Consider the following 24,198-nt stretch of genomic DNA (forward strand, 5'->3'; position numbering starts at 1 on the left):
AGCACTCCGTCGCGCGCAGGCGGCCGATGACTCACGCACAATGGCGCAGGAATGGAGTGCGCGCCGACGCACGGACCAACGACCTGAATTCGATCGAAATGAATCGCATCCTGCACATAGTCGCGATGCTCGCAGCCCTCACGGCTGCGAGCGGCAGCGCCCATGCCGATGCAGCCGGGCAACGGGAAGATCAGTTCAAAGCCGCCTACGTGTTCAATTTCGTCAAATTCGTCGCCTGGCCCGGCAGCGACGCCTCCGACACGTTGACGATCTGCTTCGTCGGCGGCGACGGCGTCTACACCGCGCTCACGACCGGTATCGCGAACAAACGTGTCGGCACGCGCTCGCTATTGGCCGTGCAAGTCACCGAAACCACGCCCGCGCCACGCTGTGAAGCGATCTACATCGAAGCGTCGAGGGCGGCGAGCTATGCGCTGCCTGTGGAACGCGCCGTGCTCACGATCAGCGACGCCGCGAACTTCACCGCACGGGGCGGAATGATCGGATTGTTCACCGAGAATCACCGGCTGCGCTTCGTCATCAACGTGGGGAACGCGCATCAGGTCGGGCTGCACATCAGCTCCGACCTGTTGAAACTGGCCGCCGACGTGCAACGGGGCCCGCGATGAACGGCTTGAAACAATGGTTCGAACGGCTACCCATCGGCAGCAAGCTCACCATGCTGGCGATTCTGGTCGCCGGCATGGCACTGCTGCTGGCCGGCGTGGTGCTGACCATCGCCGACTATCGCGCCGATCAACAGGACATGTGGGTGCGCCTGGAGACACAAGCCAAGATCACTGCTCGCGACAGCGCGGCGGCAGTCGCTTTCGACGATCGCGAAGCGGCCACTCGCTCGCTGTCCGCATTGAGCGCCGACGCCTCGATCGTCGCGGCGGAAATTCATTACGCGAGCGGCGGGGTGCTGGCGCGTTTCGGTCGCGACCTCAGCGCGGCGCCCGATCGCAATGAATTGGTCCATGTGCGGACCGACATCGAGCTCGACGGCGTCATCGGCTCGCTGCAGCTGTGGGCCAATCGAAATGAGTTGAAAGAGGGCATCCTCCAGCGCGCGTGGTTGCTGGCGGCGGTGATCGTCGGGGCACTGGGATTCGCCAGTCTCGCGGCACTGGGCATGCAGCGATTCATCTCCAAGCCGATTCTCGCTTTGTCGCGGGCGGCCGAGAGTGTCACGCGCGTACGCGACTACGGCTTGCGCGTACACGTCCACAACAACGACGAGATCGGCCGACTCATCGTTGCATTCAACGACATGCTCGGGCAGATCGAAGCCCGCGACGCCGAACTGCTGCGCGCCCGGGATGAACTGGAACAACGCGTCGCCGCTCGAACGCATGAGCTGGCAACCAGTAACAATCGACTGGCCGACGCCACCCGGCACGCGACCGAATCGGCGGCCCTCGCGAGCGCCGCGAACAAGGCGAAGAGCGAGTTCCTTGCCAACATGAGTCATGAGATCCGTACGCCCATGAATGGCGTGCTCGGCATGACCGATCTGCTGCTCGACACGCGGCTCGATACGACTCAGCGCGACTACGTGCAGACCATCAAGGACAGCGGCGCCGCGCTGCTGACCGTGATCAACGACATTCTGGACTTCTCCAAGATCGAGGCCGGCAAGCTCGAACTGGAAGCTCACGACATGGACCTGCGCGACACGTTCGAAGACGTGGCCCGGCTGCTGTCCGTGCAAGCGCATGCGAAAGGCCTGGAAGTCACATTGCAGATCGATCCGGATCTGCCGGCCGCCGTGCGGGGCGACGCCGGTCGCGTCCGCCAGATCCTGTTGAACCTCGGCGGCAACGCGGTGAAGTTCACCAGCAAGGGCGAGGTTTCACTCGCGCTCAGTGTGCTGTCGCATGACGCGCAAGGCGTGTTTGTTCGCTGTGAAGTCCGCGACACGGGCATCGGCATTCCAGCCGACCGGATCAAGGCGCTGTTCTCGCCATTCACTCAAGTCGATTCGTCGACCACGCGCCGCTTCGGTGGCACCGGGCTGGGCCTGTCGATCGTGCGTCGCCTGGTCGACCTCATGGGCGGCGAGGTCGGTGTCACCAGTCGCGAAGGCGCGGGCTCGACATTCTGGTTCACCGCGCGCTTCAAGCAAGGTCATCCAGTAACCGGCGCGTTCTCGATATTGTCGACCTCGATTCGTGGCAAGCGCGTGTTGGTGGTCGATGACAACGCCACCAATCGCAAGGTGCTCACGGGGCAGCTGCAGATCTGCGGTATCGAGCCCGCTACGGCGAGCAGCGCGGAGGAAGCGATCAAGCTCATGCGCGAGGCGCACGTGAAGGGTCGTCCGTTCGATGCGGCGTTGCTGGATTATCAAATGCCGGACTGCGACGGCGCCGAGCTGGGTCGCAAGATCAACGCAGACCCCGGGCTCAAGGCGACTCGCCTCATCCTGCTGACCTCTTCCGGTCGACGCGAAGACAGCAGCAACTTCGCCGAGCTCGGTTTCGCCGGTTATCTGCTGAAGCCCGTGACGCAGCGGGATCTGGTGACATCGCTGCAGCTGGTGCTCGCTCAGCAGCCCGAAGTCTGGCATCTGCAATCGCAGCCCCTCATTACCAGCGATCGGCTGCAATCCGCTGCGCTTGCCGACAAGCAAGCCCGCATCCTGCTCGCCGACGACAACATCGTGAATCAGAAGGTGGCGGTACGGTTGCTCGAGAAATTGAGCTATCGGGTCGATGTCGTCGGCACCGGGCGCGCCGCGCTCGATGCCTGGCGGACGGGTGATTACGATTTGATCCTGATGGATTGCCAGATGCCTGACCTCGACGGCTACGAGGCCACGCGCGCGATCCGGAAAGTGGAGAACGGCGGCAAGCGCACGCCGATCATCGCGCTCACCGCGCACGCCATGAAAGGCGCCGACGAGGAATGTCGGGCGGCGGGCATGGATGGCTATTTGTCCAAGCCCATCGATCGTGCCTTGTTGAAAACCACCCTGGCAGGCTTCCTCGGCCGCTGACGATTGCGGATACTCGGCTCATGAGTATCGGCAGACTCCTGGTCGCGCTGGCGCTGATCGGTCTGGTCGGTTGCGCGACGATTCCGAATCGCCCGGCGCGGCCCGCGAAATCTTCGTACGGCTGCATGGAATCAGTCGTACAACAGAAGGTGCCGACGAAAGCGCCCGACAAGCGACAGCACTGTCTCGCCGCCGGCTTGATCGCTCGCTATTGCAGCGGCACCGAGGCTTACATGGCAGGCGCCGGCAAAGAAATCAGAGATTTGTTCGGTGGCGGCGATGCCGAATGGGGCGATTGGCGTGCCGATCGCGTCGGCATCTCGTGCGCTCGCTCAGTCAACGACGATGACGAGCTCGCCAGGTGTTGCGAGCAACGCGGCTATTGAGTCGTCAGCCCGGCGCCGGACAGCCGCGCAATTCCAGCCGCAGGATCCGACTCTGCCCGACCTGAAACAGGCTGGTGTCGATGTTCTGACCCGGCTCTTTCAAATCCACGTCGATCCAGAACACCGAGCCGGCGCGCTTGCGATCGCTGATCTGCGGGGACAAGCCGATGGCACGCACTTCCTCGGCCCGGCGCTGCGCACGCTGATAATCGGAGAACACGCCCAACGACAGCACATTCGGCGGATCCGAGCCAGGCATCAAATAAACATCCGTGATGCCATTGTCGTTGAGGGTCTTGAGCGCCACTTCCGCTGCGTCACGCGTCGCGAGATCGCGCACACTCACCCAATAACCCGTCCACAACTCACCCTGCTCCACGCGCTGGCGTGGCTCGAATCCCTGGGTGCGCAGAGTCGCCTGAGCTTGCGAGGCCTGACCCAGATCGGCGAAGGGGCCGACGCTGGTACAGGTCATGGGGTCTTCCTGGCGAGCGACCGGCGGTTGCACCGTGCCTGGCGATTCCAAGGGCTCGACGCGAGGCGGCTCGATGGCGCGCACGTCGGCGACCTTCTCCTCCTCTTCTTCGGCAGCCTGTGGTTGGGCCGGTGTGTTCTGCGCTTCCTTGGCGAGCACGATGCGGGGCGGCGGGGCGGCTACGCGAATCGGCACGCGATCGAGGCTGCCGACCTGCACATCGATCACCGCGGACCAGATGAAATACAGGGCGTTGACCAGCACCAACAGCAAACAGAACGCGCGCATGCAGTAGTTATATTGAGCGGCTAACGCCGCTTCTTTCCCTTCTGGCTGCTCTGGCCCCAGTACGCGGCGATGTCCGCCACCTCGGCCGGCGTCAATTGCAACGGCCGCTTATGCTTGACCTTGCCGGCGACGATATCGCTGATCAGGCTCTGCAGCGAGGCGGCGCTCTCGCCTTCCCAGTCGTCGGCCTCGTGGCACTCGACGCATTTGGCCTGAGAGACGGCCTTGCCGGCCGCCAGGTCGGCGGCGAATCCCGACAGCGGCCAGCAGCTCAGCGCCATCAGCGCTGTGACTGCGGTCAACGGTCGGAATCTCGAGCTGGCCATCCAAGCGTCCTCAATTTGCTCACCGTCGGCGAACGAGCTGGATCATACACGAAGGTACTGCACAGCTTATCGAAGCCGCCCGGGTACATGGATGTACCCCGCCGCTCCCAGCGGCGGCGAGAGGTAAAAGTCGCGCCTTTTGCCGACTCGCACGAGGGCCGTGGCAGGATGCCCGATCCCTCGTATCAATCAGTCAGGGAGGGTCGCTATGACCGCGAGGCCGCGCAGCACCAGGTCGGGAATTTCTCTGCCGGCAGCACGAATCGCCCCCTGCAGACGGGCACTGGCGCCACCGGTGAGCAACAGCACGGGCGGCTCGCCAAGCTGCTGTTCGAGTGTTTCCAACGCGCGATCCACCAGCGCCGCGAGCGCCTGGACCGCGCCCTGCTGAATCGCACCCAAGGTGTTGTCGGCAAATAGCGCGTCGCGGGTCTGGCCGCCGGCGGCACGCTGAGCAATGTCGCTGGTGTTTTTCAGCAAGCTGGACACCATCAAGTCCGGCCCCGGCACGATCACTCCACCCAGGTGCTGACCGCTCGCATCCAGACCGTCGATGGTCATGGCCGTCCCGACACTGACCACGCACAGCGGCCGAGGTTCGAACGCGCGTGCTCCCAGCAGACACAGCCATCGATCCACCCCCAGCTTGGCGGGTTCTGGATAGGCATTGCGAAGCCCGGCCTGGGCCGCCGGCGAATGCACGAAACGAGGCTCGATGCGCCACGTCGAATCGATGGCCGTCTGCGCCAGCTCACCCATGCGCTTGCCGCCGACGTTGGCGATGAGCACGCGCTCGGCACGAGGACCTGAATTCAGGATCTGCTGAACGAAGTCATCCGGCGTCCAGTTGGCGTGCACGGCGGCGGACTGCGGGCCCAGGCCCCGTTCATCCGAGCGCGCCCACTTGATGCGCGTGTTGCCGATGTCGATGAGCAACAGCATCGCGATCAGCTCTTCACCGCGCGCAAACTGACTTCACCCGAAACGAACTTGCGCAGCTCGCCATCGACATCGACCAGCAAGGTGCCGTCGGCTTCCACGCCCCGCGCGAAGCCCATCGTGGTCTGGGAACCGCTGATGACTTTGACCGGTGCGTTGGCCAGCGTGTCGAGCTCGTGCCATTCATCTTTGAACGCAGCGAAGCCGCTGACCGTGAACGTCTGCAGCATCTGCAACAGCTCGGTGGCGACGGCGCCGATCAACGCGTTCCGGGTCGGCGTCTGCTCACGCATGATTTCGTGAATGTCGGCGATCAACGCGGCCTCGCGCTCAGCGAGCTGCATGCGGATCGCGGAAGGCATCTGCATGTTGATGCCGATACCGATGATGACTTGCGCCGGCCCGGCCGACTCGCCGCGCATTTCAATGAGAATGCCGCCGAGCTTGCGGCCCTGCCATTGCAGATCGTTGGGCCACTTCAAGCCGACGCCGGCGATCCCCAGGCGCTTGAATGCCTTCACCACCGCGACGCCGACCGCGAGACTGAGCGCCGAGAACGTCGGCGGCGCCTCGACGAACTGCCAGCCCAACGACATGCAGACGCCGCTGCCAAAGGGCGCGATCCAGCTGCGACCGCGGCGGCCTCGACCCGCGTTCTGCACTTCGGCCGTACACAACTGGAAACGTCCCGCCTGCGGCGGCGACAAATCGGCGACGAACCGGTTGGTGGAATCCACCGTCAGCAGGACATCGGCTCTTTCCAGTTGTGAACGTGTGGTTGCCGGCAATGACGAAACAATGGCGTCCTTGTCGAGCAGATCGACGGCGCGCGGCAAGCGATATCCCTGGCGCGCGACCGACTCGATATCGACGCCCAGCGCCTTGAGCGAGTTCATCAGCTTCCAGACGCCGGCGCGCGAGATCTTCAGTTTCTTCGCCAGTTGCTCGCCCGAATAGAACGAACCCTCCGCCAGCATGGCGAGCAGCCGCTGCCGGCGTGCCTGGGCTTGAGCCTTGGGAGTCTGGGCCTTGCTGCTGGTGGGCATGAGATTAGCGGGGTTTCAGCAGCCACAGCCGCTTGGCCCTGCTCTCGGTGCCGGCACGCATGCGCTCGATGTTGCCGCGATGGGTGTAACAGACGAACAGCGTCATCGCGCAGCCGAACACCAGCATGGCTCGCGACGGCTCGGCTTCAGCGATCGCCAGATAAGCGGGGAAAAAAGCGACCGCGATCATGGTGCCGAGACCCACGAATCCGCTCAGCATCACGACCGCCAGCCACACCCCGAACACCGGCAGGATGGCGACCGGCTTCAGGCCCACGAGCACGCCGATCAACGTCGCCGCCCCCTTGCCGCCCCGGAAGCCGTACCACACCGGATAAACGTGCCCGAGCACGACCGCCGTCGCGCAGGCCACCGCCAGCCAGTCGCGCTCGACCTGAGGGTCGATGCCGATGCCGGGCAGAGTCATCGGTGCCAGCAGGCCGGCGGCGAGCCAGCCCTTGCCGATATCGATGATCATCACCCATAGCGCGAACGACCAGCCCTGGGTGCGCAACGCATTGGTGCCACCGGCATTGCCGCTGCCGAGCTTACGAATGTCCACACCACCGCGCAGCTGGCCGACCAGCAGACTGCCGATCAGCGAGCCCAGCAGATAGGCCAGCAGGGTTTTGACGCCAAGTTCCAACATTTGGCCAAATTATAGTCGTTTCTTCATGGGCAGATGCAGTTCGGCGAGCATGCAGCGGACGCTGCCGCCGCCCAGCTTCTCGATGGTGGGGATGGGCGTGGCGACGATGGGGCCGGCATGCGATTCCAAGGTCGCCCGCTGCTCGGCGGTCAAGGCACCGCGCGCCTGCTCGGACATGGCGATGACACTGCCGGTCAGCGACGAACCCAACTCCAGCATGTTGCCGGCGAACGAATTCATCTGTTCATGCGACAGGTCCACGACGACCCGGCCACCGCCGCGCAACTGATTCAGCACGCCATCGCGCTCATCTTCGCGAATGGCACTCAGACACACGGCGGCAAAACGCTCGCCTACCGACATCAATACGTTGGTGTGATAGATCGCTTTGCCGTTGGCATCGTTGGCCTCGAACGCGACGATGTCGTAATCGAGCTGCTGGGCGAAATCGCCGAGCACATCCAGGTCGGTGCGGGGAGAGACGCAGGCATAAGCCACTCGATGCATGCGATCCAGCACCAGGCTGCCCGTGCCCTCGAGATAGCGACCGGTATGTTCGTGACGGGTCAGGTCGATGACCCGGGCCACGTGAAAGCCGTGCTTCGCGCTCAATGCTTCGATCAGATCCAGCCGTCGCTCCAGGCGGCGGTTCTCGGCCAGCATGGGGTACAACACCACCGTGCCGTCGGCATGAAAGCTCACCCAGTTGTTGGGAAAAATCGAGTCGGGCGTATGGGGGTCGGGAGTGTCCTCGAACGTATGAACGGTCACACCCGCCTTGTCGAGCGCGTGCGCCAGGCCGTCGAACTCGCGCAGGGCCGCCGCCTGATTGACCGAATCCACGCTGTTCGGATCGACCTGCTGGAACGCATTGGACGCCCGGGTCTGTGGATTGCCGGCGAAAGCCACCGGGCGAATCATCATGACGTGCGATGAAGTCTGTCGATCTGCCGCGCTCATACCCTGCCCCCTCGATAGAGGGGCGGGATTATCAGCTCTTGAAGTCGATATTGAAACGTGTGACGAGGCGGGCCGCGCCGTCGATACGGCCGGTGGCGATCAATGTGGTAGTCGGCACCTTGGCGTCGAAACTGCGCGAGATCCAGCCGGTGGGCTGCGGCTGTTCGACCCCGCGATGGACATTGCAGCGCAGTTCCTCAGGCAACGTCATCGATAACATCACGTCGCCGCAGGACACGCGCACGTCACGGCCATTGGCCACCACCGCGCACTGCTCGGCGAAGTGCCAGAACATTTCCACCTGATGCGGGCCGCTGCCGAGCAATTCATCGGTCACTTGCAGACGCGAATGCTGCTTCTCGAATTGGATCTCACGACGATGCGTCACCGGATGCTTGAGTCGCGAGTAACCGTCGTGACTGGCGGTCCAGCGATCGACCATGGGCGTCCGGTCGAGGCCGACGACCTGCGCCTGCGCGTGCTTGACCCACAGAAAGTTGCCGCCGCTGACCGATTGATCGACGCCATCGATGCGCACGGTGTTGTGCGCCGAAGTGCCTTTGAAGTAATCGCGCCAGATTCTTTGGGTGTGATAGGCGTAGGTGCCTGGATCGATCAATATCTCCTTGCCCCCCACGCTCAGCGTGAAAGACAGCGCGTCCGCATGTCCGTGCGCGGCGATCGAGAGATAGCCGAGCGGGCCGGCATCGGCGACGATGCGTACTTCACGATTGGTTTCGAAGCGGTCACCGAGCACGTAATAGCCCGCGTTCGGAAAATCTTTGCGAATCGGCAAGGTCACGCGCGACAGGTCGATGCGCTCGAACTTCGCCGCCGCCTGGTCTCCCAGCAGCCAGCGAGTCTTGTCGTCGATATTTCGCGCCGGCTGGCCGACACTCGCCTTGAATCTGAACTCCGCGGAATCGAACAACACCGCGCCAGTCGCGAGCAGCGAGCGATACACATCGCCCACCTCCGGATCCAGTCGCGCGATGATGGCGTCGTCGGCATCGCCGAAGTTCGGCACACGACCGCCGGCATCCATGATGCTCGCAATGTACTGAAGCATTCCTCGCAGGCGATGCCAGTACGCCGTACTGAAGTCGCAACCGTTGGCCCGCGCGATCAAGCCGCTGACGATCATCATGTCGGCGACTTCATGGTGATACCAGTTCGCCTGCTCGCGATTGACGCCGTCCTCGCCGTTCTGGAGCAGCATCTGATCCTCGAGCTGACGCTGCGCCGTGCTCTTCCAGCGACGGCTGCGCTTCCACAACGGCCACGTGAGCGAAGCGATGAACAACCCCATCAACTCGCCGAGCAAATGATTGTTCGCCGAGGAGTAGCGCGAGAAGTGCCCGGCGATGAACTGGCAATGCTGATACACGCTGGTCAGCCAGCGCTGCTTGAACGCCTCACCCACCGTCCCTTGAAAGACCGGCGCAGCGTCGCCGCCCAACAGGTGCCAAGCGAACGACCAGTTCACCAATCGGATCGAATGTTCCAGGCTGCTGGTCCAATGCACGCCCGACGGATACGGACACTGATCGAACCAGGATGTCAGCAGCGTGCGGCACCCTTCGGCATATTTATCTTCGCGCGTCAGGTGCCACGCCTGAGCCAGCGTCACGAGTTGCGCGTGACGGCTCGGCTCCCAGAGATATTTGATGTCGCCGACGATGGACTCGTCGCGATAGTTGAGCGTCTTGCCGAATTGCAGCGGCGCCTGGCGGCCCGTCTTGGGATCGCGATTCCACTGCGGCGGGAAACCCAGAGGGGCCGCGGACATCGCGAACACCGGGAAACGCCCGTCGAGAATGTCATCGGCTGCACATCGATATTTGTCGGTGTTGAATGCAGTGGGCAGCGTCGCAACCCACGCAACTCCGGTTCGCTCTGGCGCGGGCGGCGGCGGCACGGAGGAATGCAGGCCGAACTGCTCGACGCTGGCCTGAACGCGTTGCTTGACCCGGTATCCGACTTCCCACCCGCTCATCGCCGACAGACGCTGCAGCTTCCACTTCAGACTCATGGCTGGCGCCTCACGCAATGTTTCCGTGGGCACGCGTATTGTTCAGCAACTCCTTCACCGGCGGCCGATGAATGACGAAAGGCGTCTTGCCGCGTGCCGTGCGCTCCAGCGCGGTCACACTGCGAATCTCGACGTGCATGTTCCTTGGCAGCTTCTCGCGGGCGTTGTGCATCAGCCGGTCGCGATCTCGATCCGAATATTCCTCCATCGGCAACACCAAGATCACGACTTTGCCGGCGCTCTCCTGAATCACCTGGATGCGCACGATGTTGGCCACGTCGCGCTGGAAGTGACTGATGCCGGTCACCTTCACCCCGTCCGGCGTCACGAGGATGTCGCTGTCACGGCCGAGCACACCCGGGAACGGGCGTAAACCCAGCGCCACTTCCTCGAGCTCACGTTCACCCCACGCAGCGGGCAGGCGAACCAGATCGCCGGTGCGATAGCGGATCAACGCCATCGAACGATTCCACAGCGGCGTGCCGATGATTTCGTAGAGCTTGTGCTCGCCTTCCATGCCGGCCGGCTCGAATTCCACATGCGCATAGCCGGGCAGGAATCGATACTCCTCCGGCGCCGTCGCGTAAGCGAAGGCAACGCGCTCGGCCTGACCGTAATAGTCGAGCAGCCGGCAATTCAGAGTTTCTCGCGCCGCCTGCCAGACCCGGGAATGCAGCACTTCGGAGGAACACAACACGGCGGGAATGTGCAGCCGCCGCTTCGCCCGCTTCAGCAGGAAGCACAGCGCTTCGAGTGAGGTGGGATAGCCGAGCAGACATTCCGGATTGAACGTGTCGATCATCTGCGCGTAGTGCTCGATCGTGGCGGCGTTCAGATGCGTCGATGACAGCACCAGCCGATTGCCGCCGCCGGCAAATACCCAATACGGCGGCTTGAAATCGTTCGGGTCCTTGATGCTTTCGGTGCGCAAGACCGCGCATCTCGCCGAGCGAGCGTCGACGCCGACCTTCTTCATCATGCGATCGATGCACACCTGCTCGACTACCACGGACCGCAACGAACGCACGATGTCCAGCGGTGCACCCGACGTGCCGCCGGTATTCGCTTTGATCGTAAAGAGTTGCGAACCGATCGCGAACACCTTCGGGGCGCCGCGCACCTCGGCCTTGGTCAGCAACGGCCAGCTGGCAATATCGCCACCGCCTCGTACGACGCGTCCGTAGCCGCTGCGGCTCGCCGGAAAGAGCAATTCGCTCAACCGCTCGTTGGTCCATTTGCGGCGCTCGTTGAAACCGGCGCGTTCCAGCCGCTCGAACTCGCGCTGCGCGTCGGCATAGAACAAGGGATTGCGACGTACGGCGGTGTCGCCGACCTGGAGCAGCTTGAGTTTTTTTACCAGCGCTTGCATGCCCGACCCCAGTGACATTCCGCTCAGCGTGCGACCGCCCGCCGGCCATGACCGTTGGCGACGGAGCGGTACACGGCGCACATGCGATCCGAATACTGTTTGACGCACAATGGTTCCACTGTGGCGCGCGCGAGCCGGCCCATGTGGACGCGATCCGCTTCCTGCATCACCAGCTTCTCGATGGCCGCTGCCAGTTGAGAAACATCGCCCGGCGCAATCAACAATCCGTTCGCGTCGTTCACTACATATTCCGGAATGCTGCCGACGGGTGTGCAGATGGGTGGCAGCCCCCAGGCCATCGCTTCGAGCAACGACATTGGCAGCCCTTCGGTATGCGACGGCAATACGAACGCATGCGCGGCCGCCAGCAACCGGTCGCGTTCGGCTGGATCGACCCATTCGCGAATCTCGACCACATCCTGCACGGCGAGTTTGTTCGCATGCTCACGCAGCTGCGAAACATCGCCGTTGCCCGCCAGGACAAACTCAACCCGGGCGCGACACTCCGCCGACAGGTTCGCGATGGCTTGCATCAGATCGAACACGCCCTTGCGCCGGGTGATCATCCCGAAATAAACGAAACGGACCTTGCCGCCGACGGCTCGCTCCGGCACGGACTCCGGCAACACCACCGGATTGGGCAGCACCACGATGCGATGCTTCGGCACGCCGATGGACTCGAAGAACGACTTCCAGCCTTCGCCGAGCACGACCAGACGCTGCACTCGTTGCAGAGTGTTCAGCGTGATCGATCGGGCCGCGGGCGACATGCTCGCCCAATGTTTCTGATAACCGCCGCCATGCGCATGCATGATGACGCTGGCGCCGCGAGCCAATGCAATGCGGGCCAGGATGATCTTGCGAATATTGCTGGCCCCGCTCGCAAAATGAATATGGACCACATCGGGATGCTGACGCAGCTCCAGGGTCAGCTTGGCCAGGGACTGCGCGAACGTGACAGCCTTGGTCCACTTGCCCCCTTCGACCATGGTGGCGATATGAGTGGCGTGGACCTCTTCAGGCAACGCATCGAGCAGCAGCCGTTCCACGCCCGACACGCCACCTCGGACATTCAGCCCCGGCCCGAGCATCAGGACGTTGGAAGACTCACGCATGGCTGACCGCCTCGCGTGCGCCGAGCATGTTCTGGTAGGCGGTGAGCATCCCTTCCCAGGAGAACTCCCGCTGCGCTCGCATCGACGCGGCTGCAGCCATACGAGTGCGTAACATGTTGTCCAGCCGCAGCTGATTGATCAGCCCGGGCAACTGTCGCGGTAGCTCGGCCACATCGACGATATAACCCTCGCGGCCGTGTTCGATCATTTCCGCGGCGCCACCGGTGCGTGTCAGGATCACCGGCAGTTGCATCGCCATCGCTTCGAGCGCGGCATTCGAGAATGTTTCGGACAGTGAGGGCAGAACGAAAACATCGAATACTTTCAGCGCCGCGCGGACATCCGGTAACGCGCCCGTGAATGTCACAGCCGAGCAGATGCCGCGCTCGGCCGCTCGCTGTTCCAGCGCCAATCGCAGCGGGCCATCGCCGACGAGCATCAAATGCACGTCTGCACCGGTCGCTCGCAGGTCGGCGACCACATCGATCAAGGGCAGCTGATTCTTCTCAGCCGCCAGCCTCCCCACGCTGCCGACGACGAACGCGTTCTCGCCGATGCCGTACTGGGCACGCTGGACAGCGGCGCCATTGCGCGCCGCCGAGAACCTGTTCACATCGACGCCGTTGTAGATGACGCTGGAGCGCGGGCGCATCGGACTGTTGGAAGACAGCCAGGTGTCTCGCTGCAGTTCACAACCGTACACCGTCCAGTCGAGATATCGAAGGACGTGCGTATAGAAACCACGTTTCCATTTGGCGCCCCGACGCAGCTCCGTCGTGTTCATCAACCCGATGGTTCGCGGACGATGCCGCGCCCAACGCGTGGCCGTGACGACATAAAGCGCGGGATACAGATTCACGGAAACGACATTGCGCGGGTTCTGCTGCTCGATGAGTTGTCTCAGCGCCGTGTTAGCCTTGAGCGAGAAGCGGCCCTGTCGCGACAGGAAGAACGTCGCCACGCTGCTATCGATGTTCTTCAGCAGCGTCGTCGGTTCGTTCAAGTACGCCACGCCGACGTGCATGCCCCGGGCGCTGAGCGCATTGGCCAGCTTCACCACCTTATTCTCGGAGCCGCCGACCGCCAGGTTGTTCAGTACGAACAAGACATCCAGCCCAGCGGTGCCCGCAGGCCGGCGCGAGGCGATGTCACGGTCGAGCTTTGCTTCCACGCTCGCCATGGTCAACCACTGGTGCCGTAATGCAGGACTTCGGACGCGTCCTGCGTCCCCAGCATTTCCAGATATCGGGTGGCGATATGCGTCGGCCCGAACTGAGCAATCGCATACGCGCGCGCACGCTCACCGATGCGATCGCGCTCATCGTGATCGGCCAGCAATCGGATGATGGCGCGGATCATGTCTTCCAGATCGGTGGCGGTGTGACCGAGCTGACGCTGCTTGATCAGCGAATCCGGATCGAAGAACGCGACCACCGGCACTCCCCGCACCCACGCCTGCAGGAACGTGTTCGGAAAACCTTCGATCTGCGAGGTGTTCAAGAAAATCTTTGCGCGACTGAACATCGTGCCAACCTCGGTGTAAGGCACCGCGCCAGGACAGGTGAGATTCGGAATCGACCTGGCCGCCTCGGTCACCGTCCGGTAATAGTCCTCCGACCCAGGCAGCGCACCGCCGGCCAGCGTGAATCGAACATTCGGCAAGCGGCGCGCCAGATCCAGCACGATCTCGGGACGCTTCACCGGTCTTAGATTCGATACCCACAGCACGTCGATGTCCTTCGCCGGTTGCGGTCCGCTCGGCATCTCCACCGCCATGTCGAGCACTTCGCTCTTCAGGCCGTAGTTCTGCTGTAACAAAGTCCGCTGCTGTTCGCTCTGCGCGACGATGAGGTCGGCATTGCGTAACCCGTACTCGTAAATCTTGCGATCACGCCAGTAACGGATCAGTTGCTTGCCGGGAATGCAGGCCAGATCCGAAGCGATGCGTGAAATGAAACGTTTGCCATGCCGGCGACAGAACCAGGCGGTGATGCCAGTGGCGGCGCCGGCAGGCGATTGATAATAGAGGTCGGCATCGATCTCGCGCATCGCGCCAATCATCCCCGTCAGTCGTGGATGCGCGAAGCGCAATACCGGAATGCCTTCATCTCGCGAGTAGGGAGCGACCGCGCGAATGCCGTCGACGTAGGTGACCCGGCCCTGACCGTGGTCGTGCACGATCATCGACACCTCGTGGCCGAGTTCATGCCAGGCCTTCGCCAGCAACACGTGCTGTACCGATTCGCCCCCCACATATTTCGCTGTTTTCAACTTCGCCAGCTGCGGAAAGTCGTCGAGGCCGACAATACAGATCTTCATCGGTGCTTCCAGGTCGAATCAATGACGGACGGCGCCGACCCAGCCATACGGATCCGCCTGTCGTGGCGCCAGCACCGGTTGGTTGACGGTCACCGGCAGCGGCGCGCTCTCCCGGGCGATCATTGCCAGACGCATGCTCACGCCGGTGTATGCCCAGAAATAGATCCAGGGCACGTAAAGATCCACAAAGAACGTGGCCGTCGCATAGGCCAGGGTCGAAACCACGAAGCCGGCGAGCGGAATCTTCAAGTGGATCGGCGCGACCGCGAACGAGCGCATCGCCGTGCGCACCGGGATCACCAGCAACAGCACGCTGCAGATCAGCCCCACCAGCCCCAGGTTGAACCATTGCGCCAGGTAATAGTTATGGGGCGAATACCGGAACGGCATGATCCAGTAAGCATTCCAGCCGAACCCGGTCAGCAAGGTCTGCGGATGCTGGAACATCATCTCGATGGCGGTCGCCCAGATCTCGGTACGACCCGACGAGGTGCCGCCCATGTCCTTGCTGCTGAAGCCGGCCACCACTCGTTCGTAGAGCAGATCGCCGAAGCTCAGACTGACGATGAGCAGGATGACCAGCATGGCACCGCCGGCCGCCATGCCCCAGGTGACGATCTTGCCCAACGACAGGTAGCGTCGGAACATGTAGGCGCCGGCGATGGTGGCCACGAAGGTCGCGACGAACGCGCCGCGCGACACCGTCATCAACAGCGTTCCGGCCGTGAGCGCCGAAGCCCCGACCCAGAACCAGCGACGCCAGCCCTTCGCCGCCACCGCCATCGCGACCGCGGCCGGCAAGGTCAGCGCCACGAATGCGCCATATTGATTCGATTCGCCGACCGCGCCCTGAACGCGACCGTCACCGCGACGCTCGATGTCGCCGATGTGCACGTAACCAAAGGCATCCAGGACTGCAACGAAGTGCGATACGACCCACGATAGCAACAGGCACTTCAATACGAACTGCGCGTCCTTCTCCGAGCGCACGCCATAAAAGAAGGCCAGGAAGAACAGCAGATAGTCGACGCCTCGATTCTTCAGATCGAAGGCGCTGGTCAGCATGTTGTAGCGGGGATAGTCGATGAACAGGACGATGGCGAGATACGAGAAGATGCAATAACTGATCAGCACGATGAAGGTGATGTTCATCGACGGCAGCTGGATCTTGAACTTGCGCCCGTTGGCGTAGCTGAACACCAGCCCCATGATCAGCAGGTACAACAGAAAGTTCTTGATCTTGACGCCGGGCGCCGGCCCCGGATCCCAGCTGAACACACTGCTCAGGGTCAGAAACAGCGTGAGCGCGGCCAACACGTAACGCATCAGCGCAGCCCTCTGTCGATACAAGATTGCAAGTACACGTCGGCCTCGGTGGAATCCGCTGTCAGGATCACTAGAGCAAGTTGCATACCAGCAAAGATCGCTTACACGGGCGCATCGTTCCACGCCTCGAGCCCGCGCGAGCGCAGGGGCGTTGTAATAATTGCAACGAGCGCTTTAGTACTTACACTGAAGCGCGCGGCCAGACATTCCCTCACCCAGCCATGCGCCGGTGAGTCGCATGAAAACGCACCGCCGCCGCGACGCCTCGACGAGCCATGCCGCTCTTGACCAGCTGTGCGCCATCTTTCAACTTGAGCATGTATTGCATCAGCGAGGACATCTCACGCTGACGGGTCGCACGCACCGGCGTGTAGCCCAGGGCATGCATGCAGTCCCACGAAAGCGATTCGATCGACGCGATCTCGCCCGGCGTCAGGCGAGTCTCGAACTTGCGGAAGTTGTCGCGCATGATCTCGGTCCGGCCCGCGGCATAGCCTCGCTGCTCCACCGACTGCGACAGCTCGGTGAGACCGGCGAAGAAATCCAGATCCAGGAACAGACAGATCCGGCGCATCTGCGTGTCCGGATTCTGTAACAACTCCTCGAATCTCACTTCCAGACAGCGTTCCGGCATGCTCAGACACTGGCGATGCGCGTTCAGCACATCTTTCCCCCAGCGCCACGCCGAGCGCCGGATGTCCTTGCCCCACGCATTGCGCATGGAAACGCAATGATCGCGCACGTCGCGCACGATGTGCAGGATCCGGCCGTTGGGGAAATGCCTCATGATCAGCGGAATCTGTCGAATATAGGCGGGTGACTTATCGGCCCAGATGGCGCCGGAACTGCGCTCGGCATCGAGCTCGTAGCGCGCGAAGCCCTCGAACAGACCGCTCACATCGAAGCGACCGTTGCAGGCGGCACGCCAGTCCTGCCAACGAAACGGTCCGCGCGCCGTGGGGCGAAAATTGAAATAGTTCGCGCCGCTCATGGCGTTGGCGAATTGTTCGAACGCCTCGGGCGTCGACGGACTGCCTTGTCGCTCGACCCACTCCGCGATGAAGGGCAGGAAATCGGTTTCGGCCGCAAGGATCCGGATGCGGGGATGTTTGCTCAACAAACCGCGCAACAGCTTCGTGCCCGACCGCGGCATGCCCACGATGAACAACGGGCCTTCCCAGGCAGTGTCGTTGTGCTCGATGCCAGAGCTGGTGGATCCAGTCTGTTGTTGTTCCAGCGTCATCGGGTAACTGCCTCGTTACGGCGGAGTGACCAAGATATAACCACTGGAAACCAATGCATCGTCCGTGCCTAAAGTTCAGGCACGGAGCGTCGCCGTGAAGCGTCAATTAAGGTTTGGCGGCAACCGTTTCGGTTTTACGCAGGCGGCCGACCATCGCCGCCACTTCCGGCACGCGGAAGGCCACCAATAGCGCCAGGAACAATGCCATGAATACCGCGGAGCCGAGGACTACGCCGGCGAGACCGAAGTAGTCGATCCAGAAGGAGCCGATGAAAACCACCGACGCCAGCAACGCGGCGAGTGCAACTTTGCCCAAGTCCGCCCAGCGCGCCAGATCTTTCAGGCCGATGTTATATGCACGCATGGTGCTGCGACTGAGCACCAGACCCTCAGTCCAGCGCGAAATGACGAAGGCCAGCGCCGCGGCTGGCAATCCCCAGATCGGCATGATGGTCAGGAGCAGCAGCAGGTTCAGGACGATGGCGAACAGGCTGCTCGTAACGATGGGCGCGGTCCGGTTGACGGCTCGCAACGCCACGCCGAAATCGAACACCTCACGCACCAGCACCAGCAGATAGATCTGGAAGATCAGCACCGCCGGCTCATAACTCGCCGAGAACAGCGTGACGACAAAGGTGTGCGCGAACTCGAACAGCACGACGCCCGCCGCGGTCAGCAGAATCATGGACACCACCGTCGAGCGGCGCCACAGCCCCAACGCGGCCTCGCCTTTCGTGCTCTTCAGCGCGGCCAGCTCAGGCAGCACCGCGTCCGATATCGAATTGCGAAGCACGCCGATGACCGGCTGAATGTGAGTGCCGATCGCGTAATGCGCCAGCGCGACGACGCCCAGCGTCTTGGTCACGAACAGGTTGCCCAACGATTTGTTGAGCGTCACCAGAATGAGCGCCAGGCCCACCGGCCAGCAATAATTGAACTGCTCGCGCCAGCACGATTCTTCGCTCGTTTGAGTGATGCTGCCTCTGGCCCGGCGCCACGCGATCCAGGAGACGCCGATGCGAACCGCCTCGAGACAGATCAGCGACCAGATGATGGGCATCACATCGCGCCAGATCGACGCCGCGGTCACCACCACCAGAATGCGTGCGATCAAACGACCGGTCGTGTAAGCGAACACCGGCACTGGCCGCTTCTGCGACAGCCAGTAGAACTCCCAGAAATCCAGATTCACGAACAGCAGCACATAGATCGCGACCGGCAGTTGCAAGCCGCCGAGGATGGCGCCATTGAAGAGGAAATCCGCCAGCAGCGTGCCGCCCACCACCGTCACACTGGTGCCGAAGGTCATGGTCACCGCCTGTCGCACCATCTGTCGCACGCTTTCCGGCCGCGACGGAATGAAATACAGCAGACTGTTGTTGATGCCGAAGGCGCAGATGGTCGTGAGCAGGCCCGCATACAGCAGGAACTCGCGATACCGGCCGAACTCCTCGACCGTGAGCAGCCGTACCAGCAGGATGGGACTGATGACGACCAGTCCCTGATTCATGAACCGCGTGATCGAGATGATCGCGGTCCGGCTGACTAACCCGGCGATGACGCTACTCCCGCGGCGTAGATGAAGGTTGCGACGGCGGTGCGCCCGTGGCGCGCCACACCTGTGTCAGGCCATCCCTGCCCTCGTAAACCACTTCGAACTGATCCGAATGCAGCACCGGGTCCATGTCGCCTCGCATGCCTCTGCGCTTGTCGCTCTGATTCTCGCCGCTGCCGATGACGAAAATTCGATGGCCACGCGCATCGCGCAGCAGGTCTTCGAGCATCGCGGCGCTACTGATAACGCCCGAACCGGTATAAAAGTCCTGGATCCGGCCATTCTTCAGCTCGACGTAACGGCGCGCGTGATTCCGGCTCATCAGCCAGTAGTCGACGTGGCCCAGGTAGTACGTCTGCTGCAGGATATCCTCCGCAAGAACCACATCGCCGGGGCCGATGTTCTGAGATTTCATGAACTCCGCCGCACCCTTGTGATCCGGATTCGATTCGTACCCGGAATTCACGTTGGCGACCACTTCCATGGGATTCACCACCAGAACTGTCGTCACCGCAGCCGCCACGAGCTGACCCGCCCTGTCCTTGAGCGGAGATATATTCCGCGCTGCCGCCTTTGCTTGCAGCCAGTCAGTCCCCTTCTGTGCGAAGGCGAAGGCGCACACCATCATGGGCAACAGCGACGCCACCGTATAACGCGGCGGCATGCTCCAGACGAAAAAACCGATGGTGAACATGGGAATCCATACCGCCAGCACGCCCAGCAGCACGTAGTCGGTGACCCGACGGCGCTTCATCAATTGCCACAAGCCCCATACCACCGAGGCAAGCGCCAGCAGACCGGCGAACTCCGAGAAATCGAGGATGCGCGCGTAAGGCCAGATACTCGGTTGCCCGACCAGCGCGCCGATGACTTTTTTCAATGAACCCGGGGTCGATGCCAGCAGGCTGAAATGAATCAAGGCCAGCAAGCCGCTGCCCAGCGCGAAGATACTGAGCCTGCGCCAGACGCGCGGACCGCCAAACCTCCGCGCCACCACCACCCCGGCGACGAACAGCAGGACAGCCATGTGATAGTAGAGCTTCAACTGCAACAACAATCCGACGAGCAGCAGCGTCGCCACACTGATCGCCGCGAACCGCTGAGGTATCACTCGCGACAGATGAACCGCGAAGAACGCGATCGCCAGCCCCGCGATCCACAGTGCAATTTCGAATGTCAGTGCGAAGGCTTCCGGTGCGCGACTGCGATCCCACATGGGTGCACCGAGATCCGCGGCATATTCCGGCGGCGGCACGGGATAGTGCGAATCGACCCAGCCATTGATCAACAGATACGACACCATGACGATCGCCGCGGCGACACCGCCATAGAGCAGCTTGCGGAAATCGCCTTGCAGGATGCCTGGCATCAGAAACAGCAATACCGTGGTAACGGCGAGCGCATGCAGTTCGATGCCGATCACCAACGCCAGCACGCCGCCGATCAACCAGCCGAGACGTCCGCTGCGCTCCCAGGCAAACACGCAGACCATGCAGCCGGCAACCGCCGCCAGCAGGAAGATATACATGCGCGCCGTTTGCGAATACACGATCATCGACGGCAGCAGCGCGACAGCCGTTGCGAACGCCAGGTTCCAATACGGACGCAGGAAACGTCGCCCCGCGAGCCACGCCCACCAGATCGTCAATACGCCGCAGACAGCCGATGGGACACGGAACGCCCACTCGGACTCACCAAACAACTGCACCGAGCCCGCCATGAGATAGAGCTCGGTCATGCCGCGCGGATAAAACATTCCGCTGGGAAGGATGGGGGCGCCGTCGCGCACGATGGCCATGGTCGCCATCGCCATGGTTTCTTCATCGCCATGCAAGCCGACATTGCCCAGCCCCCAGAAACGCAGCCAGGCACCGATACTGACGATCACCAGCAGCATGATCCGGTGCGCCTGCTGATCGCGCTCCAGCGGCACGGTGATACGAAACAACTCCGACAGCGAGCGCATGAAGCCGCCGACATGATCGGTCAACGTCGGACTCACTGGAAACAACCCGCGATTGGCCGCATCCGAGAACATGGACGACCCCTCCACCAGTTGTCCTAGTAAGCCTTATCGGTCTTGAATAGTTTCGGCACGGTCAGCACCAGAATCTTCAGATCCAGCCACAGCGACCAGTTGCGCAAGTACTCCAGGTCGCAATGCACCCGGCCCTGCATGTCCTGCAGGCGGGGCGTTGGCCCTCGGAAGCCGCTGATTTGCGCCAGCCCGGTGATTCCCGGCGGGACTTTGTGCCTCACCATGTAGCCTTTGATCAGACGCCGATACTCTTCGTTGTGACCGACGGCATGCGGGCGTGGGCCGACCAGGCTCATGCGCCCCTGCAGGACATTGATGAGCTGTGGCATCTCGTCGATGGAGCAGCGTCGCAGGATGCGTCCGAGCGCGGTGATGCGCTCGTCGTTGCGGCTGGCTTGATCCAGCCAGCCGGAATCTTCGGTGACGGTCATGGTGCGAAACTTGTAGATCGTGATCTCACGGCCATCCAGGCCGTAGCGCCGCTGCCGGAACAGCACCGGACCTTTGCTGGTGAGTTTGATCGCGGCCGCGATCGCCAGCAGCACCGGCGCAGTCACGATCAATGCGGTGGCGGCGATGACCAGATCCATCAGCCGTTTGGCCGCGCCACGATAGCCGTAGAACGGACTTTCGCGCATGGCGATGACGGGCACGCCCAGGATCTCGCCGGTGCGCGCCTGGAATTGATCGGAGACGAGCACATCGGGCAAGTAATAGAGCGACGCAGTCGTGTCGCCGAGCTTGTCCAGCAGATCCTGCACGCGACGGATGTGACGCAGCGGCAAGGAGATGAAAATCACGTCGATGTCGTTTTGCTTGATGAACTCGGGCAATTGCGACAACGGGCCCAGCAACTTCTGGTTGTCAGCCGCTTCGAGCCGCTGCGCGCTGCGATCATCGAAGAAGCCTTGTACCCGCATGCACAGCTCGGCGTGCCGCGAGAAACGCTCGGCCAACTGCTGACTGGTCTTGTTATAACCGGCGAACACCACCTTGCGCCCGTTGCTCGGCCGGCACAGCAGACGCCGCGCCAGTTCGTCCAGCACCAACATACTGGGAATCAGTAGTGCGGGCGTCGCGACTGCCCAGATCAATATCACTGGCGTCGAATACGCGCGCGGATAGCCGGTGATGGAGCCGATCGCCAGCAACGCCACCAGCAGTACCGACCAGCGAATCAACAATCCCTTGGAGATTACCAGGCGCGGCGTAATCAATTCGGCCGCCGGCGTGCGCGGCGATTGCAGCAAGGTGATCGAAAGAAGGGTGACGATGATCGTCACCGCGCTGAACGCATCAGTCGATGCGGTGCCGCTCAGCTCGGCCAGTACATATAAAGTAAGAATCGAAACGGCGGCCGGAGCGGTCGCGCGCAACGAGAAATAAATCGCCGCCAGCCCCGACTGGCGCTTGAACAGCAACGGCGGCGTGATGTCGTAGGCGGCCGTCTGCTGAGGGATGGGCGTGTCGGGAAGCTTTACTTGTGACAGCCGCGGCTGCGGCGCGCCCGTCAGCTTCACTGTGCTCCGGACCGCGCTGTCGGGAACTGCGCTCATTCAATGGATCCACGAACTCTTGAGAACATTCGACGGGTCGCCAGGACCTATCGATAGGTAACAGCAAGATACGTACCATGAACGCGGCGGCGCGAGAGATGGCTGTCTCCCGCGCCGTGCTTGAGCGAAGTTATCGGCTGAGCCCGTCGCTGTCGAGCGGGCTCACCGAATTTACAAAGAGAGGCTTGTAGAAGTTACCGATTCAACGTCGGCGCTTGCGGAGAACTCGGCGCGCGCCCCTCCACTTCCGCGGCCATGCGCTGCAACCACAACTCCAGATTGGTGTAGCCACTCGCAGTCACTTCATTCGGATTCGCCGGCAGCGTCAGCGCGCGACGATTCTGAGCGAGGTTCGGATAGCCGCCACCATTACGCTCGCATCGGGTTGTGCCATTCGCGGCCACGCAGTTGATGATGCGGCCCGTGCCAGCACGCGTCTGACTGATGATGCGGGCGTCCACGGCATCGCGATCGGCCGGACGGGCACCGGCGTACTTGAGCACGTGCTCCTTCACGACGTTCTCCGAAGTCGGCAGCGTCGTCATCGTGGCCGGCCAGGCGAGCGGCGACGTCGACTTGAAGTTCGCCAGGGTCAACGAACCGTAGATCGAGCCCGCGACCGACGAGGACCACGCATCGGTCGTGTTGGCGGCACCCGGTGCCAGGTTGTCCTGCAAGAACACCTTCGCGCCCGGACGCAGCGTCGCCGAGTCGGCACGCAAGCCGACGGGGGCGTGACTGCCTGCGGTATCCGGGCCGCGCAGGAACACATTACCCACCACCGAGTTCTGCGTGACCAGGCCACGGCTCTGCAGATCGACCGCCGTATTGCCCCAGTTATAAATCAGATTGTTCACGATGACGGTGCGCGACGCGGCCGTCATCGGGTTGCGCGACTGCATGTCGGCGAACAGGTTGCCCGCCAGGGTGGCGTTGCCGTCGACCGGTCCGATCAGCACGCCGAAGCCGTGATTGCCTTCGGGATGAATCGACTGATGCAGCGGCTCGGCAAAAATGTTGTTGAGCAGGCTGATGTTGTTCCAGTACTGCCAGGCACTGGCGATCTCGTCGATCGACCAGGTGAAGGTGCAATGATCGACGACCACGTTGCTGATCGGCGCGGCCTCCGGCGCTTCGATCTTCAGAGCGTCGCGATTGATCGGCGGCTCGCCGCCAGGGCCGTCGCCAGGACGAACGCGAATGTGCTGAACCAGCACGTCCGAGGCTTTGATCAACAAGCCCGAGCCACGCAGCGTGATGCCGGGCGACGGCGCGGTCTGACCGGCGATCGTGATGTAACGATTGCGAATGGTCAGGTCGTCGTCGAGCGTGATGGTGCCGGACACTTCGAACACGCAGACGCGAGGGCCGCTCGCGTCGACGCAGGCTTTCAGGGAGCCGGCGCCCGAGTAATTCGTGTTGGTGACGCGAATCACCTGACCGCCGCGACCGGCAGGCGTAGTGATGCCGTGACCGATGGCTCCTGGGATCACCGGTACAGCGTGGGCAAGCGGCGCCATTCCGCAGGCAAGCGCCACGGCGGCGGCGAGTCGGCGAATCGTTGGCTTCATGGCG

Annotated in this window: 20 protein-coding genes; 3 read left to right on the forward strand and 17 right to left on the reverse strand. The window is 62.5% G+C overall.

Translation table 11 applies throughout. The annotated features are described in order from the left end of the window. Positions 1-26 precede the first annotated feature (26 nt). From EKO19_RS05750 to EKO19_RS05760, 3 genes are read left to right on the forward strand one after another with little or no spacing between them, the layout of a single operon-like run. A complete protein-coding gene (locus EKO19_RS05750) occupies positions 27-629 on the forward strand; it encodes a YfiR family protein (protein ID WP_129775406.1) in 603 nt (200 codons plus the stop codon). Then, a complete protein-coding gene (locus EKO19_RS05755) occupies positions 626-3,001 on the forward strand; it encodes a hybrid sensor histidine kinase/response regulator (RefSeq protein ID WP_129775407.1) in 2,376 nt (791 codons plus the stop codon). The genes EKO19_RS05750 and EKO19_RS05755 overlap by 4 nt, the downstream gene beginning before the upstream one ends. Before the next feature lie 20 nt (positions 3,002-3,021). Continuing rightward, entirely contained in the window at positions 3,022-3,387 is a 366-nt protein-coding gene (locus EKO19_RS05760) for a hypothetical protein (protein WP_129775408.1), read from the forward strand. A gap of 4 nt (positions 3,388-3,391) precedes the next feature. On the opposite strand, the gene EKO19_RS05765 is transcribed toward EKO19_RS05760, so the two are convergent. The 17 genes from EKO19_RS05765 to EKO19_RS05845 form a co-directional block, all read right to left on the reverse strand. Next, the gene (locus tag EKO19_RS05765) at positions 3,392-4,150 is read right to left on the reverse strand and encodes an SPOR domain-containing protein (RefSeq protein WP_129775409.1); all 759 of its coding nucleotides are present in this window, start codon (positions 4,148-4,150) and stop codon (positions 3,392-3,394) included. 20 nt (positions 4,151-4,170) lie between these two features. Further along, positions 4,171-4,476 (reverse strand): cytochrome c family protein, encoded by a 306-nt coding sequence (locus EKO19_RS05770; protein ID WP_129775410.1) that lies wholly within the window; start codon positions 4,474-4,476, stop codon positions 4,171-4,173. A gap of 189 nt (positions 4,477-4,665) precedes the next feature. Beyond that, complete coding sequence (locus EKO19_RS05775; RefSeq protein WP_129775411.1) at positions 4,666-5,418, reverse strand: type III pantothenate kinase; 753 nt, start codon at positions 5,416-5,418, stop codon at positions 4,666-4,668. A 5-nt stretch (positions 5,419-5,423) separates the two neighbouring features. Then, positions 5,424-6,461, reverse strand: coding sequence for a biotin--[acetyl-CoA-carboxylase] ligase (locus EKO19_RS05780; protein ID WP_129775412.1), 1,038 nt, complete (start codon positions 6,459-6,461; stop codon positions 5,424-5,426). A 4-nt stretch (positions 6,462-6,465) separates the two neighbouring features. Beyond that, a complete protein-coding gene (gene plsY / locus EKO19_RS05785; RefSeq protein WP_129775413.1) occupies positions 6,466-7,110 on the reverse strand; it encodes a glycerol-3-phosphate 1-O-acyltransferase PlsY in 645 nt (214 codons plus the stop codon). Between the two features lie 9 nt (positions 7,111-7,119). Then, positions 7,120-8,070 carry a citrulline utilization hydrolase CtlX gene (gene ctlX / locus EKO19_RS05790; RefSeq protein WP_217705130.1) on the reverse strand — a complete coding sequence of 317 codons (951 nt, stop codon included), beginning with the start codon at positions 8,068-8,070 and terminating at the stop codon, positions 7,120-7,122. A 31-nt stretch (positions 8,071-8,101) separates the two neighbouring features. Beyond that, complete coding sequence (locus EKO19_RS05795) at positions 8,102-10,102, reverse strand: heparinase II/III family protein (protein WP_129775414.1); 2,001 nt, start codon at positions 10,100-10,102, stop codon at positions 8,102-8,104. A gap of 10 nt (positions 10,103-10,112) precedes the next feature. After that, the gene (locus EKO19_RS05800) at positions 10,113-11,489 is read right to left on the reverse strand and encodes an AMP-binding protein (RefSeq protein WP_129775415.1); all 1,377 of its coding nucleotides are present in this window, start codon (positions 11,487-11,489) and stop codon (positions 10,113-10,115) included. A 5-nt stretch (positions 11,490-11,494) separates the two neighbouring features. Next, positions 11,495-12,586: a glycosyltransferase family 4 protein gene (locus EKO19_RS05805; RefSeq protein WP_129775416.1), complete on the reverse strand. Its 1,092-nt coding sequence runs from the start codon at positions 12,584-12,586 to the stop codon at positions 11,495-11,497. Further along, positions 12,579-13,766 carry a glycosyltransferase gene (locus EKO19_RS05810; RefSeq protein ID WP_129775417.1) on the reverse strand — a complete coding sequence of 396 codons (1,188 nt, stop codon included), beginning with the start codon at positions 13,764-13,766 and terminating at the stop codon, positions 12,579-12,581. Before EKO19_RS05810 ends, EKO19_RS05805 begins: the two co-directional genes overlap by 8 nt. Positions 13,767-13,768: 2 nt before the next feature. Then, the gene (locus EKO19_RS05815) at positions 13,769-14,905 is read right to left on the reverse strand and encodes a glycosyltransferase family 4 protein (protein ID WP_129775418.1); all 1,137 of its coding nucleotides are present in this window, start codon (positions 14,903-14,905) and stop codon (positions 13,769-13,771) included. Between the two features lie 18 nt (positions 14,906-14,923). Further along, positions 14,924-16,231 carry an O-antigen ligase family protein gene (locus EKO19_RS05820; RefSeq protein WP_129775419.1) on the reverse strand — a complete coding sequence of 436 codons (1,308 nt, stop codon included), beginning with the start codon at positions 16,229-16,231 and terminating at the stop codon, positions 14,924-14,926. 211 nt (positions 16,232-16,442) lie between these two features. Further along, the gene (locus EKO19_RS05825; RefSeq protein ID WP_129775420.1) at positions 16,443-17,474 is read right to left on the reverse strand and encodes a sulfotransferase family protein; all 1,032 of its coding nucleotides are present in this window, start codon (positions 17,472-17,474) and stop codon (positions 16,443-16,445) included. Positions 17,475-17,580: 106 nt separating this feature from the next. Beyond that, positions 17,581-19,032 carry a lipopolysaccharide biosynthesis protein gene (locus tag EKO19_RS05830; protein WP_322095736.1) on the reverse strand — a complete coding sequence of 484 codons (1,452 nt, stop codon included), beginning with the start codon at positions 19,030-19,032 and terminating at the stop codon, positions 17,581-17,583. 4 nt (positions 19,033-19,036) lie between these two features. After that, the gene (locus EKO19_RS05835; protein WP_129775422.1) at positions 19,037-21,067 is read right to left on the reverse strand and encodes a glycosyltransferase family 39 protein; all 2,031 of its coding nucleotides are present in this window, start codon (positions 21,065-21,067) and stop codon (positions 19,037-19,039) included. Positions 21,068-21,090: 23 nt separating this feature from the next. Next, a complete protein-coding gene (locus EKO19_RS05840; protein ID WP_129775423.1) occupies positions 21,091-22,623 on the reverse strand; it encodes an undecaprenyl-phosphate glucose phosphotransferase in 1,533 nt (510 codons plus the stop codon). Positions 22,624-22,817: 194 nt separating this feature from the next. Further along, positions 22,818-24,194, reverse strand: coding sequence for a pectate lyase family protein (locus tag EKO19_RS05845; protein ID WP_129775424.1), 1,377 nt, complete (start codon positions 24,192-24,194; stop codon positions 22,818-22,820). Positions 24,195-24,198 lie beyond the last annotated feature (4 nt).

This window comes from Peristeroidobacter soli (assembly GCF_004138485.1).
In the GTDB taxonomy this organism is placed as follows: domain Bacteria; phylum Pseudomonadota; class Gammaproteobacteria; order Steroidobacterales; family Steroidobacteraceae; genus Steroidobacter; species Steroidobacter soli.